The following is a 14575-nucleotide window of genomic DNA, read 5'->3' on the forward strand; positions in this document are numbered from 1 at the left end:
CCCATCAATGACTGACGCCTCCTCCTCGCCCGCCATTCCCGTCACCATCCATCGCGGCGATTATCGCCCGCCCGAATGGCAGGTGCCCGACATCGCGCTCGATTTCGCGCTGGGGATCGACGAGACGCGGGTCAGTGCAACGCTTGCGGTTGAGCGTCGTGCCGATGCCCCGGTGCCGCTGCTTCTGCGCGGCGACGGCATCACGCCCACAGAGGTGCGCGTCGATGGCGTGGTGTGGAACGACTGGCGGATGGGCGGGGCCGACCTGATCGTCGACCTTGGCGAGCGGACCACGGCGACGGTCGAGGTCGACACCGTCATCAACCCGGCATCGAACACCCAGCTCATGGGCCTCTATGCCTCGAACGGCATGCTTTGCACCCAATGCGAGGCCGAGGGTTTCCGTCGCATCACCTTTCACCCCGACCGCCCCGACGTGCTCAGCCGTTACCGCGTCCGCATGGAAGGCGGCAAGACGGCTTTCCCGATCCTGCTGTCGAACGGAAATTGCATCGAACAGGGCACAGGCGAGGGCGGCAACCATTGGGCCTTGTGGGAAGATCCGTGGCCCAAGCCTTCCTATCTCTTCGCGCTCGTTGCCGGCGATCTTGTCGTCAATCGCGACAGCTTTACCACCATGTCGGGGCGCAAGGTCGAACTGGGCATCTGGGTCCGCGCGGGCGATGATGATCGGACCGGCCATGCGATGCAGGCATTGAAGGACAGCATGGCGTGGGACGAGCGCGTCTATGGCCGCGAATATGATCTCGACCTGTTCAACATCGTCGCGGTCAGCGATTTCAACATGGGGGCGATGGAGAATAAGGGGCTCAACGTCTTCAACACCCGCTACATTCTTGCCGATCCCGATACCGCGACCGACGTCGACTATGACGGCGTCGAGGGTGTCGTGGCGCATGAATATTTCCACAATTGGTCGGGGAACCGTGTCACCTGCCGCGACTGGTTCCAGCTCAGCCTGAAAGAGGGTTTCACCGTCTATCGCGACCAGAGCTTTTCGGCCGACATGGGATCGCCGCCGGTCAAACGGATCGAGGATGTCCGCCTGCTCCGCGCAGCGCAATTCCCCGAGGATACCGGGCCGCTGGCGCACCCGATCCGCCCCGACAGTTTTCAGGAAATCTCGAACTTCTACACTGCGACCATCTATAACAAGGGCGCCGAGATCATCCGCATGATGGCGACCATGGTCGGTCCCGAACGTTTCCGCAAAGGCACCGATCTCTATTTCGACCGCCATGATGGCGAGGCAGCGACGTGTGAGGATTTCGTCCGGGCGATCGAGGATGGCGCAGGCATCGACCTGACGCAATTCCGCCTCTGGTACAGCCAGGCCGGCACTCCGCGGATCACCGCGCGCATCGTGACCGAAGAAAGCAATAGCGAGCGCAGGCTGCATCTGACGCAAGTGGTGCCTGTGACTCCGGGGCAGCCCGACAAGGTGCCGATGCTCATCCCACTGCGGATCAAGGCTTACGACCTCGATGGCGGCCACGGCGTCGAGGAAGAGCAGTTGATCCTCCTCGACCGCGCCGAAATGACGGTGCCGCTTGGGCGGTATCGCGGCACCCCAGTGCTGTCGCTCAACCGTGGCTTTTCGGCGCCTGTGATCGTCGATTTTGCGCGCGAAGAGGGCGAGCTTGCGTGGCTCGCCGCAAATGACGACGATCCTTTCGCACGCTACGAGGCTTTGCAGCAACTGATGCTCGACACGCTCGTTGCCGCGGTGTCGGGTAAGAAGGGTGATGCCCAGGCAGTCATTGATGCCGTCCGTCAGACGCTGGCGGGCGCGGCGACCGATCCCGCCTTCGTCGCCGAGGCGGTGCTGCTGCCCAGCGAAGCCTTTATCGGCGACCAGATGGTCATTGTCGATCCGGACGCGATCCGGCGCGAACGACTGGCGCTGCAGGCGGCGATCGGAACTGCCCTCGAAAGCGAATGGCGCGCGATCCTTTATCAGCCCGCACCGGCAGCGACGCTATTAACCCCACTCGCCAAGGGGCGCCGGCGCCTCCGCGGCGTCGCACTGGCCTATCTGGCCGCGACCGGCACGGGGGATGTTCCGGCGCTGGCGTTCGGCATCTTCTCTGACGCTGATGGGATGACCGAACGGCAGGCCGCGCTCGCAACGCTCGCGCACGGCGAAAGCGACGAGCGCGCCCGCGCGCTCGACATTTTCTATCAGCGCTATCAGAGCAATCCGCTGGTGCTCGATAAATGGTTCCAGGTGCAGGCCTGGTCGCTGCGACCCGATACGGTTTCTGCGGTGGCGGCACTGGCGCAGCACCCCGACTTTACGCTCACCAATCCCAATCGTGTCCGCTCGCTCTACGGTGCCTTGTCTGCGAACCAGGCGGCGTTCCATCAGGCGGATGGCGCAGGCTATGGCCTGATAGGCGATCTCGTCATCGCGCTCGATCCGAAGAATCCGCAGACCGCTGCGCGGATGATCCCGCCGCTCGGTCGCTGGAAACGCTTCGACGAAGCCCGCGCCGTAATGATGAAGGCCGAACTGGAGCGGATATTGGCGCAGCCGGGTTTATCGCGCGATGTGACTGAGCAGGCGGGCAAGAGCCTGCTGGGGTGAGTTGGCGGAAAGCGGCTTGCCCGAGGCGTTGGCTATTCGGGGCAGGCCGCTCGTCCTCCTGTCTTCGCCGGAATGACAATCATGTAGAGGCTTGGGTCGGCCTCAGTCGGCGTCCAACCCGTACGCTGTGTGCAGGACGCGCACCGCGAGTTCGGTTTCATCCTCGTCGATCAGCACGCTGACCTTGATCTCGCTGGTCGAGATCGCCTGGATGTTGATGCCGCGGTCGGCCAATGCACGGAACATCGTGCTCGCAACGCCCGCGTGGCTCTTCATGCCGACGCCGACGACGCTGATTTTCGCAACCTTGTCATCGCTGATGATGCGGTTGAAGCCGATCTTGTCCTTCGCCGCTTCGAGCATGTCGATCGAGCGGATCAGGTCGGCAGCCGGGACGGTGAAGGTCACGTCGGTCTCGCCTTTATCGCGGCCGACATTCTGGATGATCATGTCGACATTGATCCCGGCCGCGGCGAGCGGGCCGAAGATGTTGGCGACGCCGCCGGGCCGGTCGGGCACGCGGGTGACGATGATCTTCGCTTCATTCTTGTCGTGGGCGATGCCGGTGATCAGCTGCCGTTCCATCTGATGTTCCTCTATTTCCTCGTCGCTGACGATCATGGTGCCTGTCTTGGGGGCTTCGTCGCCCTCGACGAAACTGGACAGCACCTGCACGCGCACGCCCTCTTTCATTGCGAGCCCGACCGAGCGCGTTTGCAGCACCTTGGCGCCGACGCTCGCGAGCTCGAGCATTTCTTCATAGGTGACGAAGTCGAGCTTCCGCGCCCGCGCGACGATGCGCGGGTCGGTGGTGTAAACGCCGTCGACGTCGGTGTAGATGTCGCAGCGATCGGCCTTGAGTGCGGCGGCGACCGCGACCGCGCTGGTGTCCGACCCGCCGCGGCCGAGCGTCGCGACGCGGCCATCCTCCATCAGGCCCTGAAAGCCCGGGATGACGGCGACTTCGCCCTTCGCCATCGAGGCGGCAAGCGCGCCGGTGTCGATGTTTGAGATGCGGGCGCGGGCATGCGCTTCCTCGGTACGGATCGGCAATTGCCAGCCGAGCCAGCTGCGCGCGGGGGTGCCCATCGCTTGCAGGGTCAGCGCGAGGAGGCCCGACGTAATCTGTTCGCCCGCGGCGACGACGACGTCATATTCGGCGGGGTCATAGCGCGGGTTGGCTTCGCGGCAGAAATTGACGAGGCGGTCGGTCTCGCCCGCCATTGCCGAGACGACGACGGCGACCTCATTGCCATTGGCAATTTCGCGCGAGACGAGTTTCGCGACCGTGCGAATCCGCTCGGTGCCCGCCATCGACGTGCCCCCGAATTTCATCACGATCCGCGCCATGTCGCCCTGCTTTCTCTATCTGGTTTCCACCGCAACTTTTCCAAGCATTTCCGCGGCGCGCCGCTGTTACGGAAGGGGGGCGGCGAAGGCAAGCCTCGCTTCGTATGCGACGGATAGAATTTCTTGCGTCGATGATGCCGCAGTGCCACATCGCGGGGATGAGCGCTGCAACGATCAATCCGCATGAAGCCGCCCATTTCGGCGCATTGGCCGCCGACTGGTGGGATCCGCATGGCAGCTCGGCGATGCTGCACAAGCTCAATCCGGTGCGGCTGGCCTATATTCGCGAGCAGGTCGACGTGCATTGGCATGTCGATGCGCGCGAGCGTTATGCGCTTGCCGGGCGGAGCGCGATCGATGTCGGTTGCGGTGCCGGGCTGCTCGCCGAACCGCTCGCGCGGATGGGCGCCGCGGTGACCGGGGTCGATGCGGCGCCCGAGAATATTGCCGCAGCGAAGGCGCATGCGGCAGGGCAGGGTCTGGCGATCACCTATCATGCGGGCGAGCTCGCGGCGCTGCCCGCGGCAACCTTCGACCTCGTCACCTCGATGGAGGTGGTCGAGCATGTGACCGATCCCGCGGCCTTCATCGGCGAACTCGCGGCGCGGCTGGCGCCGGGCGGGCTGATGATCCTGTCGACCCCGAACCGGACGATGTGGTCGAAGCTGCTGCTCGTCGAGGCGGCCGAGCGTGTCGGCGCGGTGCCGCGCGGGACGCATGACTGGGACCAGTTTCTGAAGCCCGAGGAGCTGACCGACATGCTCGAAGGCGCGGGGCTGAAGGTGATCGATCGCAGCGGGCTTTCGCCGTCGGCCGCCAAGGGCTTCAAACTCGGCGGCAGCGAGGCGCTCAACTATCTGCTCGCGGCGCGGTGGCCGGGGTAATCCGCGACCCGCGCGTCGACGCCTATATCGCGAAGGCGCAGCCCTTCGCGCAGCCGATCCTGACCCATTTGCGCGCGCTGGTGCATGCCCATGCGCCGGACGTCGAAGAAACGCTGAAATGGGGTGTTCCGCACTTCACGCTGGGCGGTCAGAATCTGGCGAGCATGGCGGCGTTCAAGGAGCATGCGACCTTCGGCTTCTGGCGCGACGAGGAGGTAACGGGTTCGCCGCGCGATACCGGCGCGATGGGGAGCATGGGGCGGCTCGCTTCGATCGCCGACCTGCCCGATGATGCGGCGATGGCGGCGATGATCGCCAAGGCGGTGGCGCTCGCCGCCGAGGGGAAGCCGAAGCGCGCGGCGCCCAAGCCCAAGGCGGCGCTCGATATGCCCGGCGATCTTGCGGCGGCGTTGAAGGCCGACGCCGCAGCGCAGGCACATTGGGATGCCTTCTCGCCCGGCAAGCGCCGCGACTATGTCGAATGGGTGATCGACGCGAAGCGCGACGAAACCCGCGCCAAGCGGATCGCAACGATCGCCCAGCAGGTTGCCGAGGGCAAGGAGCGGAACTGGAAATATAAGGGCTGTTGAAGCGCCCTATCCGACATGCGTTTCCGCGCCGCCATTCATCCAGTAATGGTCGGATATTTTCCGGCCATTATCGATGATGTGCGCAGCGATATCGGGGTCGCCGCCCTCAAAACTATCCGGATTGCCGCCGCAGAGCCGAATGAACAGCTTTTGATGCGCGACAGCGGCAAAATAGTCATGGCTGGGCGGATCGTCCCGAAATTCGGTGGCTTGCAGTGCTTCGGCGGCCTGGCTGGCGGCATCCTCGATCGCCTTGTAAATCGTGGCGAGCATAGTCCGTTCGGCCGTGTCCTGCACGTCGAGATATTGTCTTTGGGCCGGTGTGGGGATGGGGCAAGTGTCGCTCATCGAATCCTCCTGTTCCAGCGGCTCCGGGGTCACTGGCTTGAATTCAACGGCGGCAAAATCATCGCCGCAAGGGGGCCGTCGCCTTCGCCCGAATGGCGGAAGGTGTCAGAAGTCGACATCCTCATAATATTTCGGCGGGCTGACGATCTCCATCCGCTCGGCGAGCAGGGGGCGGAAGCTCGGGCGCGATTTCAGGCCCGAGTACCAGCCCTTGGTCTGCTCGTGCCCCGTCCAGTCGATCCCGCCCAGATAGTCGGCGACCGAGATATGCGCCGCGGCGGCAAGGTCGGCGAGGCTCATCGTGGCGCCGGCGAGCCAAGTGCGGTGGTCGATCAGATAGTCGACATAGTCGAGATGGTTGTTCGCGGCCTTCATCGCCTCGCGCAGCGCGCCGGCGTCGGGGGGCTGGCGGTGGACGATGCGTTTTTGCATGCGTTCGAAGAGCAAAGGCCCGGTGACTTCGTAATAGAAATCATGGTCGAACCACGCGGTAAGGCGGCGGATCTCGGCGCGGTTGGCCGCGGTGCCGTTGATCATCGCCTTGCCTTCGACGGTTTCCTCGAAATATTCGGCGATCGCGTTGCTGTCCATCAGCACCTGCCCGCGCGCCTGGTCGACCATCACCGGGGTGCGCCCGGCGGGATTCAGGTCGATGAATTCGTCGCGCCGTTCCCACGGCGATTCGCGCACCAGATCATAACCGACGCCCTTTTCGCCCAGCAAAAGGCGAACCTTGCGCGAAAAGGGGCAGAGCGGGAATTGATAGAGTTGCCACATGATTCCGGCATAGCGGCAGCGGGGGCGGGGTGGCAACGCCTATGGGCAGGAATGTGTCAGCGGCGCGCCGCGTCGCGTTCTTTTTCCCATTGCGCGGCAAGGTCGCGCGCCATGTCCTTGAGGACGGGGGCGTAGGAGGCGAGCGTGCTGGCCGCCTGACCCGCCATGCGCGAACCGGCACGGACATCGTCGCCGACACGGTCGGCATACTGGGGATCATCCTTGCCCGCGATTTCGCCAAGCGTGGCGTCGGGCGGGATATAGGCGGCGTCGGATTCGGGATCGACGCGCGCGACCGCTTCGGCGAGCGGGCCGACGTTGAGCTGCATCAGCGCGCGGACCATCGCGGCGACAGTGTCGGCCATGCGGTCCTGCTGGGCCGGGTCGTTCAGCCGTTCGACCGTGCTTTGCGTTCGCGTGTCGGCGGCGTGCGCGGGCAGCGGCGCGGCGAGCGCGAGGAGCGGGAGGGCGGCAAGGGTCCAACGGGGCATCGGCTTCATCCTTTCAAAGGACGCGAGTCTGGGAATGGCGCGTTCTTTAAAGGGGCAACGCTTTCGCTGGCGTGAACGGGGCTGATGGTGCGGTGGGACGGGGCGGGAGCGCGACCAAGCCATCTCCTCCCCATCGCTTCGCGACAGGGAGGATTGTTCAGGCCTACTCCGCCGCAACCACTTCCGCCGCAGCATCGCTCAGCGGGTGCGCGAGGCGGCTGAGCATTTCCTTGGGGCAGACCTGCCAGAAGCGCCCCCGCCAGCGGTCCCAGTCGGCGAGGATTTCGCTCGACCATTTGCTGCCGGTTGCCTGGGCATGGTCCTCGACCAGTTCCTTCAGCACGGCTTCCCAATGCGCGCTGTCGAGGCGTTGCCAGACGATCGATTCGTCGTTGGCGCGGCGTTCGAAGCTGTCGTCACTGTCGAGGATGAAGGCCATGCCGCCGGTCATGCCGGCACCGAAGTTCGAGCCGACGGGGCCGAGGATGACGGCGGTGCCGCCGGTCATATATTCGCAGCCATTGGCGCCGCAGCCTTCGACGACGACCTTCGCGCCCGAGTTGCGGACCGCGAAGCGCTCGCCCGCCTGGCCCGCCGCAAGCAATGTGCCCGCGGTCGCGCCGTAAAGGACGGTGTTGCCGATGATGCTGTTATGCTGGCTGACCAGCGGGCTCGACACGGTCGGGCGCACGACGATGCGTCCGCCCGACAGGCCCTTGCCGACATAGTCGTTGGCGTCGCCGAAGACTTCGAGGGTGATGCCGCTGCACAGGAAGGCGCCGAGTGACTGGCCCGCGGTGCCGCGCAGGCGGACCTGAACATGGTTGTCGGCGAGCCCGGTCATCCCGAAACGCGCGGTGACTTCCGCCGACAGGCGGGTGCCGACGGCGCGGTGGGTGTTGCGGACATTATAGGTGAGCTGCATCCGCTCGCCGCGATCGAACAGCGGCTTGGCGTCGTTCAATATCTGGGCGTCGAGGCTGTCGGGCACCGGGTTGCGGAAGCTCGGTCCCGACGAGCGACGCTGACTGTCGGGTGCGTCGACCTTTGCGAGGATCGGGTTGAGGTCGAGGTCGTCGAGATGTTCGGCGCCGCGGCTGACCTGACGGAGCAATTCGGTGCGGCCGATCACCTCGTCGAGGCTGCGGCAACCGAGCTTGGCGAGGATTTCGCGTACTTCTTCGGCGATGAAGGTCATCAGGTTGATGACCTTCTCGGGGCTGCCGGTGAACTTCGCGCGCAGTTTCTCGTCCTGCGTGCAGACGCCGACGGGGCAGGTGTTCGAATGGCACTGGCGCACCATGATGCAGCCCATCGCGACGAGGCTGAGCGTCCCGATGCCATATTCCTCGGCGCCGAGGATCGCAGCGATCACGATGTCGCGCCCGGTCTTGAGCCCGCCGTCGGTGCGCAGGCGGATGCGATGGCGCAGGCCGTTGAGGGTCAGCACCTGATTGACTTCGGATAGGCCCATTTCCCACGGCGTGCCGGCATATTTGACGCTGGTCTGCGGGCTTGCGCCGGTGCCGCCGGTGTTGCCGGCGACGAGGATGACGTCGGCGTGCGCCTTGGCGACGCCCGCCGCGACGGTGCCGATGCCCGCCGAACTGACGAGCTTGACGCAGACGCGGGCCTTCGGGTTGATCTGCTTCAGGTCATAGATGAGCTGCGCCAGATCCTCGATCGAATAGATGTCGTGGTGCGGCGGGGGCGAGATCAGCGTCACGCCGGGCGTCGCATGGCGCAGGCGGGCGATGAACTCGGTGACCTTGAAGCCCGGAAGCTGGCCGCCTTCGCCGGGCTTGGCGCCCTGTGCGACCTTGATCTCGATCTCGTCGCACGCGCCGAGATATTCGGCGGTAACGCCGAAACGGCCGCTCGCGATCTGTTTGATGTTGCTGTTGGCATTGTCGCCATTGGCATAGGGCTGATAGCGCTCGCTCGCTTCGCCGCCTTCGCCCGACACGGCTTTCGCACCGATGCGGTTCATCGCAATCGCCAGCGTCTCATGCGCCTCAGGCGACAGCGCGCCAAGCGACATGCCCGGGGTGACGAAGCGCTTGCGGATTTCGGTGATCGCCTCGACGCTGTCGAGCAGGACACCCTGCGCCGGATAGTTGAACTCCATCAGATCGCGCAGATACACCGGCGGCAGGTCGGCGACGCCGCGCGCGAATTGCAGATAGGTCGAATAGCTGTCGGTCGCGACCGCGGTCTGGAGCAGGTGCATGAGCTGCGCCGAATAGGCGTGGGTCTCACCGCCCGCGCGCTGACGGTAAAAACCGCCGATCGGCAGAGTGGTGGCGCGCTGGTCGTAGGCGGCTTCATGCTTCTCGGTCGCGTTGATGAACAGAGACTGATAGCCCTCGCCCGAAATTTTCGCCGGCATGCCGGGGAAGAGGTCGTTGACGAGCGCGCGGCTCAAACCGACGGCTTCGAAATTATAGCCGCCGCGATAGCTGGAGATCACCGCGATCCCCATTTTGGCAAGAATCTTGAGCAGGCCGTCATCGATCGCCTTGCGGAAGCGCAGACGGCAATCGTCGAGCGACAGTTCCTTGCCGAACAATCCGCGCGCGTGGCGGTCGGCGATTGCGGCTTCGGCCAGATAGGCGTGGACCGTGGTCGCGCCGACGCCGATCAGCACGGCAAAGGCGTGGGTGTCGAGCACTTCGGCCGAGCGGACGTTGATCGAGGCGTAGCTGCGCAGGCCCTTGCGGACGAGATGCGTGTGGACGGCGGCGGCGGCGAGCACCATCGCCATGCCGACGCGGTCTTCGCCGATGCTCTGGTCAGTCAGGAACAATTCGCTGCGTCCGGCGCGCACCGCATCCTCGGCCTCGCGGCGGACGCGGGCGATCGCTTCACGCAAGGTCGAGGCGTCGCCGCCGACCTTGAAGGTGCAATCGATGTCGGCGACCGCATCGCCGAAATAGGCGCGCAGCCGGTCCCAATCGTCGCCGACGAGCACGGGGGAGTCGATCACCAATACGTGCGCGCTCTGGCCCTTGGCATCGAGGATGTTGCCGAGGTTGGCGAAGCGCGTCTTCAGGCTCATCACATGGCGTTCGCGTAAGGAGTCGATTGGCGGGTTGGTGACCTGACTGAAATTCTGGCGGAAGAATTGCGCGACGTGGCGCGGCTTGTCCGAGATAACGGCGAGCGGCGTGTCGTCGCCCATCGAGCCTATGGCTTCCTTGGCGTCCTCGACCATCGGGCTGAGGATCAGTTCCATATCTTCCATGGTCAGTCCGGCGGCGACCTGACGCTGGAGCAAGTCCTTGCGATCCCAGACCGGCAGGCTGGCTTTGCCGCCCTTGGGCAGGTCGGTCATGGTGCGGAAGCCCTTGACGCGCGCGCCATAATCCTGCGCGTCGGCGATCAGATCCTTGATCGCGCGGTCTTCGTAGAGTGTGCCTTCGTCGAGATCGACGGCGATCATCTGGCCGGGGCCGAGGCGGCCTTTCTTGCGGATGCTCGCTTCGGGGACGAGCACCATCCCGCTTTCCGACCCGACGATCAGCAGATTGTCGGCGGTCAGCGTGTAGCGCAGCGGGCGGAGCGCGTTGCGGTCCATGCCCGCAACCGCCCAGCGGCCGTCGGTCATCGCGAGCGCGGCGGGGCCGTCCCACGGCTCCATGACGCTGGCGAGATAGGTGTACATCGCGCGGTGGCTCTCAGGCGTATCGACCTCATGCGCCCAGGCTTCAGGAACGAGGATCAGCTTGGCGGTCGGCGCATCGCGGCCGGCGCGGCACAGCGTTTCGAACACCGCGTCGAGCGCGGCGGTGTCGCTGGCGCCCGCGGGGATCACCGGCTTGATGTCTTCCGAATGTTCGCCGAAGGCGAGGCTCGCCATCTTGATCTCGTGGCTGCGCATCCAGTTCTTGTTGCCGCGGATCGTGTTGATCTCGCCATTATGCGCGAGGCAGCGGAAGGGCTGCGCCAGCCACCATTGCGGGAAGGTGTTGGTCGAATAGCGCTGGTGGAAGATCGCGACCCGGCTTTCGAACAATTTGTTCGTCAGGTCGGGGAAGAAATCGGACAGGCTTTCGGCAAGGAACAGGCCCTTGTAGATGATCGAGCGGCACGACAGGCTGCAGATATAAAAGTCGGCGATTTGTGCCGCGATGACCTTTTTCTCGATCCGGCGGCGGACGAGATAAAGCTGCTTTTCGAACTCGGCGAGCGACTGGGCATCGGGTAGCGGGCCGGCGATCATGATCTGTTCGATCTCGGGACGCGTGCGCTGTGCCTTGTCGCCGATCACCGACACGTCGACGGGCACCTGGCGCCAGCCATAGATGGTGAAGCCCGCGTCGATGACTTCGGCCTCGACGATCGTGCGGCATTCTTCCTGCGCGCCCAGATCGGTGCGCGGCAGGAAGATCATGCCGACCGCGAGGCGGTTCGGGCGCACCTTGTGGCCCGACGCCGCGATCGCATCGTCGAAGAAACGCACCGGCAGGTCGACATGGATGCCCGCGCCGTCACCCGTCTTGCCATCGGCATCGACCGCACCGCGATGCCACACCGCGCGCAGTGCCTCGATCGCCGCCTCGACGACGCGGCGCGAGGCCTTGCCGTCGGTCGCCGCGACGAGCCCGACGCCGCAGGCATCGGATTCCATGTCGGGGCGATACATGCCTTCATTGGCGAGGCGTGCGTGCTCGGTGGTGGGGTAGTGGGTCATCATCTTTGTCCTGACGGGTTCTAATTCCCTATCGTCATCCCGGCCTTCACCAGGATGACGGAAACTTTATTCTGGAAGCTTCTTGCGGGCGTTCTCGATAGCTTTTTCGGCGGCTTCCTGGGCGGCGAGTGAGGCATTATCGGATGCGACTTCGAGATCTTCGACACGCTTCAGGTCCGCGGCCGACCAGTTACTGCGATCATAAGCCGGATCATCGGCGGCAGCCGCATCCGCCGCAGCCTTCACCGCTGCTACCGCGTCGGCCTCATAATCGACAGTCACATCCGCAGCGTCGGCGGCGGCATCTGCGGCATCGGCTGCGATATCGACCGCCGCTGCGGCGTCATCCGCCGCCGCAACAGCCTCCGTCGCGTCTTCGCTCCACAGATCGCGATGATCCTTGAGCACCTTGACCTTGACCTTCATCAGCTTGGCGAGCTTCTTGAGCTCGGCTTCGCTGAGGTCGGCGAGCGCGCGGTCCTGGGGCAGGTCTTTCATATCGGCCTCGATCGACGGGGCGCGATCGATGAACTTGTTGACCAGCGGCGGCATCGCCTTGACCACCGCGAGCATGACTTCGGGGTCGGCCTGAAGCGCCATCCATTCCTGGGCATAGACTTTACCGGTCGGGGTCGCGAGGAAGCCGTTGATATCGGTCAGCTGGCCGACCGAAAATTTGCGGGCATAGGCCTTGGCCAGCCCACCCTGCATCGGGCGTTCGACGTCGGCGAGCACTTCGCTGATCAACGGCTTGATGACCTTGGTGATCTGGTCTTCGCGGTCCTTGCGGTGCGGGTCGAACATGTCGGCGATCGCTTGCTTGCTCTTTTCATCGAGCTTCGCGATCTCGTCGCTTTCGACCCCGGTCTTGATCGAGATCATCAGGTCGGAGGTGCCGTCGAACTCCTTCATGAAGCGCGAGAACAGCTTGCCGTAGAGATTGTCGATCATCCGTTCGAGGCTGCCCGGCGCGACGAGCGCGGTGGTCGTCTTTTCGGCGAGCGTCAGGCGTGCGGGTTCGATCGGCGGCAGGCTGCTGACGTCGAAGATTTTTTCGACCATCGCGACGGCTTCGTCCATCTCGCGCTGCATCTTCGCCTTGGATTCGGCGGCGGTGGCTTCGCTGTCGGCGTCGGTTGTGATGTCGACCGAGCCTTCGGGGCTTGCGATCACGACGGGGGCGACGATTTCGGCGGGCGGGGCTTCCTTGGCGGATTCCTTCGGGTTCGCCATCGCCTGCGCGCCGAGTGGGGCGAGGGCGATCATGCCGGCGAGCAGCAGCGATTTGAACGTCGACATGGGCATGGTCCTTCTCAAGATGGTCATGCCGCCCTCATTTCGCTTTTCACCTTGGCTTTCAACCATTTCGACATCTGCTCGCTGACGTCGCGGCCGTCGCGGATGCCCCAGACGACCAGGCTGGCGCCGCGCACAATGTCGCCCGCGGCGAAAACGCCGGGCAGGCTGGTCATCATCGTCTGATGATCGACACGGAGAGTGCCCCAGCGCGTGACGCTGAGATCGGGCGAACCGAACAGGTGTGGCAATTCTTCGGGGTCGAAGCCCAGCGCCTTGATCACCATGTCGGCGGGCAGGTCGAACTTGCGCTCCGGGTCGAGTTCGGGGCTACGGCGACCGCTGGCGTCAGGCGCGCCGAGACGCATGCCGGCGACCGCAACTTGCTTGACCGCCTTGTCTGCGGTGAAGGCTTCGGGGGCGGAGAGCCAGACGAATTCGACGCCTTCTTCCTCGGCATTGGAAACCTCGCGCTGCGAGCCCGGCATATTTTCGCGGTCGCGGCGATAGAGGCACTTCACCGACCTGGCGCCCTGACGCACCGCGGTGCGAACGCAATCCATTGCGGTGTCGCCGCCGCCGATGACGATGACATGCTTCCCTTCGGCATTGAGTTGGCCGCTGTCGAACGCTGCGACCTCGTCGCCGAAGCTCTTGCGGTTCGAGGCGATCAGATAGTCGAGCGCGGCGATTACGCCATCGGCCTGATTGCCCGGGACGTTGATTTCGCGCGCCTTGTAAACGCCGGTCGCGATCAGGATGGCATCATGCTTCTGGCGTAGCTGGTCGAGCGTCGCGTCGCCGCCGACCTCGAAGCCGAGGTGGAAGTGGATGCCGGCTTCTGCAAGCCGGTCGATGCGGCGCATCACCACATCCTTCTCCAGTTTGAAGCCGGGGATGCCATAGGTCAGCAGGCCGCCGGCGCGGTCGTGGCGGTCATAGACATGAACCTCATGCCCCTGAACGCGCATATATTCGGCGGCGGTGAGGCCCGCGGGGCCGGCGCCGATGATGCCGACCGACTGGCCGGTGTCGCGGCCGGGCTGGAGCGGTTCGACCCAGCCCTCGGCCCAGGCGGTGTCGGTGATATATTTCTCGACGCTGCCGATCGTAACCGCACCATGGCCCGAGAATTCGATCACGCAATTGCCTTCGCACAGTCGATCCTGCGGGCAGATGCGGCCGCAGATTTCGGGCATCGTCGAGGTCGCGTTGCTCAGCTCATAGGCCTCACGCAGCCGCCCTTCGGCGGTCAGGCGCAGCCAGTCGGGGATATGATTGTGGAGCGGGCAGTGCACCGAGCAGTAAGGCACGCCGCACTGCGAGCAGCGCGATGCCTGTTCATCGGCATCGGGCGCCGCATAGCGTTCGGCGATTTCGTTGAAATCACGCGCGCGCTCGGCGGCGGAGCGTTTGTCGGGATAGGATTGTTCGCGCCCGACAAACTGGAGCATGCGATCGGCAGCCATTCAAATTCCCCTTCGTTGCGGGGCAAATGCATGGACGCCGGATCGCTGTCACGGACGAAATGCGAGTTA

Annotated in this window: 10 protein-coding genes; 3 read left to right on the plus strand and 7 right to left on the minus strand. The window is 64.7% G+C overall.

The annotated features are described in order from the left end of the window. Positions 1-7 precede the first annotated feature (7 nt). Positions 8-2608, plus strand: a complete 2601-nt coding sequence (gene pepN / locus AC1RRJ_RS09580) for an aminopeptidase N (RefSeq protein ID WP_493121983.1) — start codon at positions 8-10, stop codon at positions 2606-2608. Positions 2609-2710: 102 nt separating this feature from the next. Here pepN and AC1RRJ_RS09585 read toward each other — a convergent pair whose 3' ends face one another. Beyond that, a complete protein-coding gene (locus tag AC1RRJ_RS09585) occupies positions 2711-3958 on the minus strand; it encodes an aspartate kinase (RefSeq protein ID WP_493121985.1) in 1248 nt (415 codons plus the stop codon). Between the two features lie 158 nt (positions 3959-4116). Between AC1RRJ_RS09585 and ubiG the strand changes: the two genes are divergently transcribed. Continuing rightward, positions 4117-4842: a bifunctional 2-polyprenyl-6-hydroxyphenol methylase/3-demethylubiquinol 3-O-methyltransferase UbiG gene (gene ubiG / locus AC1RRJ_RS09590; protein WP_493121987.1), complete on the plus strand. Its 726-nt coding sequence runs from the start codon at positions 4117-4119 to the stop codon at positions 4840-4842. After that, positions 4830-5432 (plus strand): YdeI/OmpD-associated family protein, encoded by a 603-nt coding sequence (locus tag AC1RRJ_RS09595; RefSeq protein ID WP_493121989.1) that lies wholly within the window; start codon positions 4830-4832, stop codon positions 5430-5432. The genes ubiG and AC1RRJ_RS09595 overlap by 13 nt, the downstream gene beginning before the upstream one ends. A gap of 6 nt (positions 5433-5438) precedes the next feature. On the opposite strand, the gene AC1RRJ_RS09600 is transcribed toward AC1RRJ_RS09595, so the two are convergent. The 6 genes from AC1RRJ_RS09600 to AC1RRJ_RS09625 form a co-directional block, all read right to left on the minus strand. Beyond that, positions 5439-5780, minus strand: coding sequence for a hypothetical protein (locus AC1RRJ_RS09600; protein ID WP_493121991.1), 342 nt, complete (start codon positions 5778-5780; stop codon positions 5439-5441). Positions 5781-5885: 105 nt separating this feature from the next. Further along, positions 5886-6557: a glutathione S-transferase family protein gene (locus AC1RRJ_RS09605; RefSeq protein WP_088474170.1), complete on the minus strand. Its 672-nt coding sequence runs from the start codon at positions 6555-6557 to the stop codon at positions 5886-5888. Between the two features lie 56 nt (positions 6558-6613). Continuing rightward, positions 6614-7048 (minus strand): hypothetical protein, encoded by a 435-nt coding sequence (locus AC1RRJ_RS09610; protein ID WP_493121994.1) that lies wholly within the window; start codon positions 7046-7048, stop codon positions 6614-6616. Positions 7049-7211: 163 nt separating this feature from the next. Next, positions 7212-11744, minus strand: coding sequence for a glutamate synthase large subunit (gene gltB / locus AC1RRJ_RS09615; RefSeq protein ID WP_493121996.1), 4533 nt, complete (start codon positions 11742-11744; stop codon positions 7212-7214). A 63-nt stretch (positions 11745-11807) separates the two neighbouring features. After that, on the minus strand, positions 11808-13040 hold the full coding sequence (locus AC1RRJ_RS09620) for a DUF2059 domain-containing protein (protein ID WP_493121998.1): 1233 nt from the start codon (positions 13038-13040) through the stop codon (positions 11808-11810). A 23-nt stretch (positions 13041-13063) separates the two neighbouring features. Then, positions 13064-14506 (minus strand): NAD(P)-dependent oxidoreductase, encoded by a 1443-nt coding sequence (locus AC1RRJ_RS09625; RefSeq protein WP_493122000.1) that lies wholly within the window; start codon positions 14504-14506, stop codon positions 13064-13066. Positions 14507-14575: the final 69 nt, after the last annotated feature.

This window comes from Sphingopyxis sp. GW821-FHT12C06 (assembly GCF_058807415.1).

Excerpts from the sequence above, each read along its gene's own strand:
- pepN (WP_493121983.1), top strand. The coding sequence starts at position 8 with ATGACTGACGCCTCCTCCTCGCCCGCCATTCCCGTCACCATCCATCGC.
- AC1RRJ_RS09600 (WP_493121991.1), bottom strand. The coding sequence starts at position 5,780 with ATGAGCGACACTTGCCCCATCCCCACACCGGCCCAAAGACAATATCTC.
- gltB (WP_493121996.1), bottom strand. The coding sequence starts at position 11,744 with ATGATGACCCACTACCCCACCACCGAGCACGCACGCCTCGCCAATGAA.
- AC1RRJ_RS09585 (WP_493121985.1), bottom strand. The coding sequence starts at position 3,958 with ATGGCGCGGATCGTGATGAAATTCGGGGGCACGTCGATGGCGGGCACC.
- AC1RRJ_RS09605 (WP_088474170.1), bottom strand. The coding sequence starts at position 6,557 with ATGTGGCAACTCTATCAATTCCCGCTCTGCCCCTTTTCGCGCAAGGTT.
- AC1RRJ_RS09610 (WP_493121994.1), bottom strand. The coding sequence starts at position 7,048 with ATGCCCCGTTGGACCCTTGCCGCCCTCCCGCTCCTCGCGCTCGCCGCG.
- AC1RRJ_RS09625 (WP_493122000.1), bottom strand. The coding sequence starts at position 14,506 with ATGGCTGCCGATCGCATGCTCCAGTTTGTCGGGCGCGAACAATCCTAT.
- ubiG (WP_493121987.1), top strand. The coding sequence starts at position 4,117 with ATGAGCGCTGCAACGATCAATCCGCATGAAGCCGCCCATTTCGGCGCA.
- AC1RRJ_RS09620 (WP_493121998.1), bottom strand. The coding sequence starts at position 13,040 with ATGTCGACGTTCAAATCGCTGCTGCTCGCCGGCATGATCGCCCTCGCC.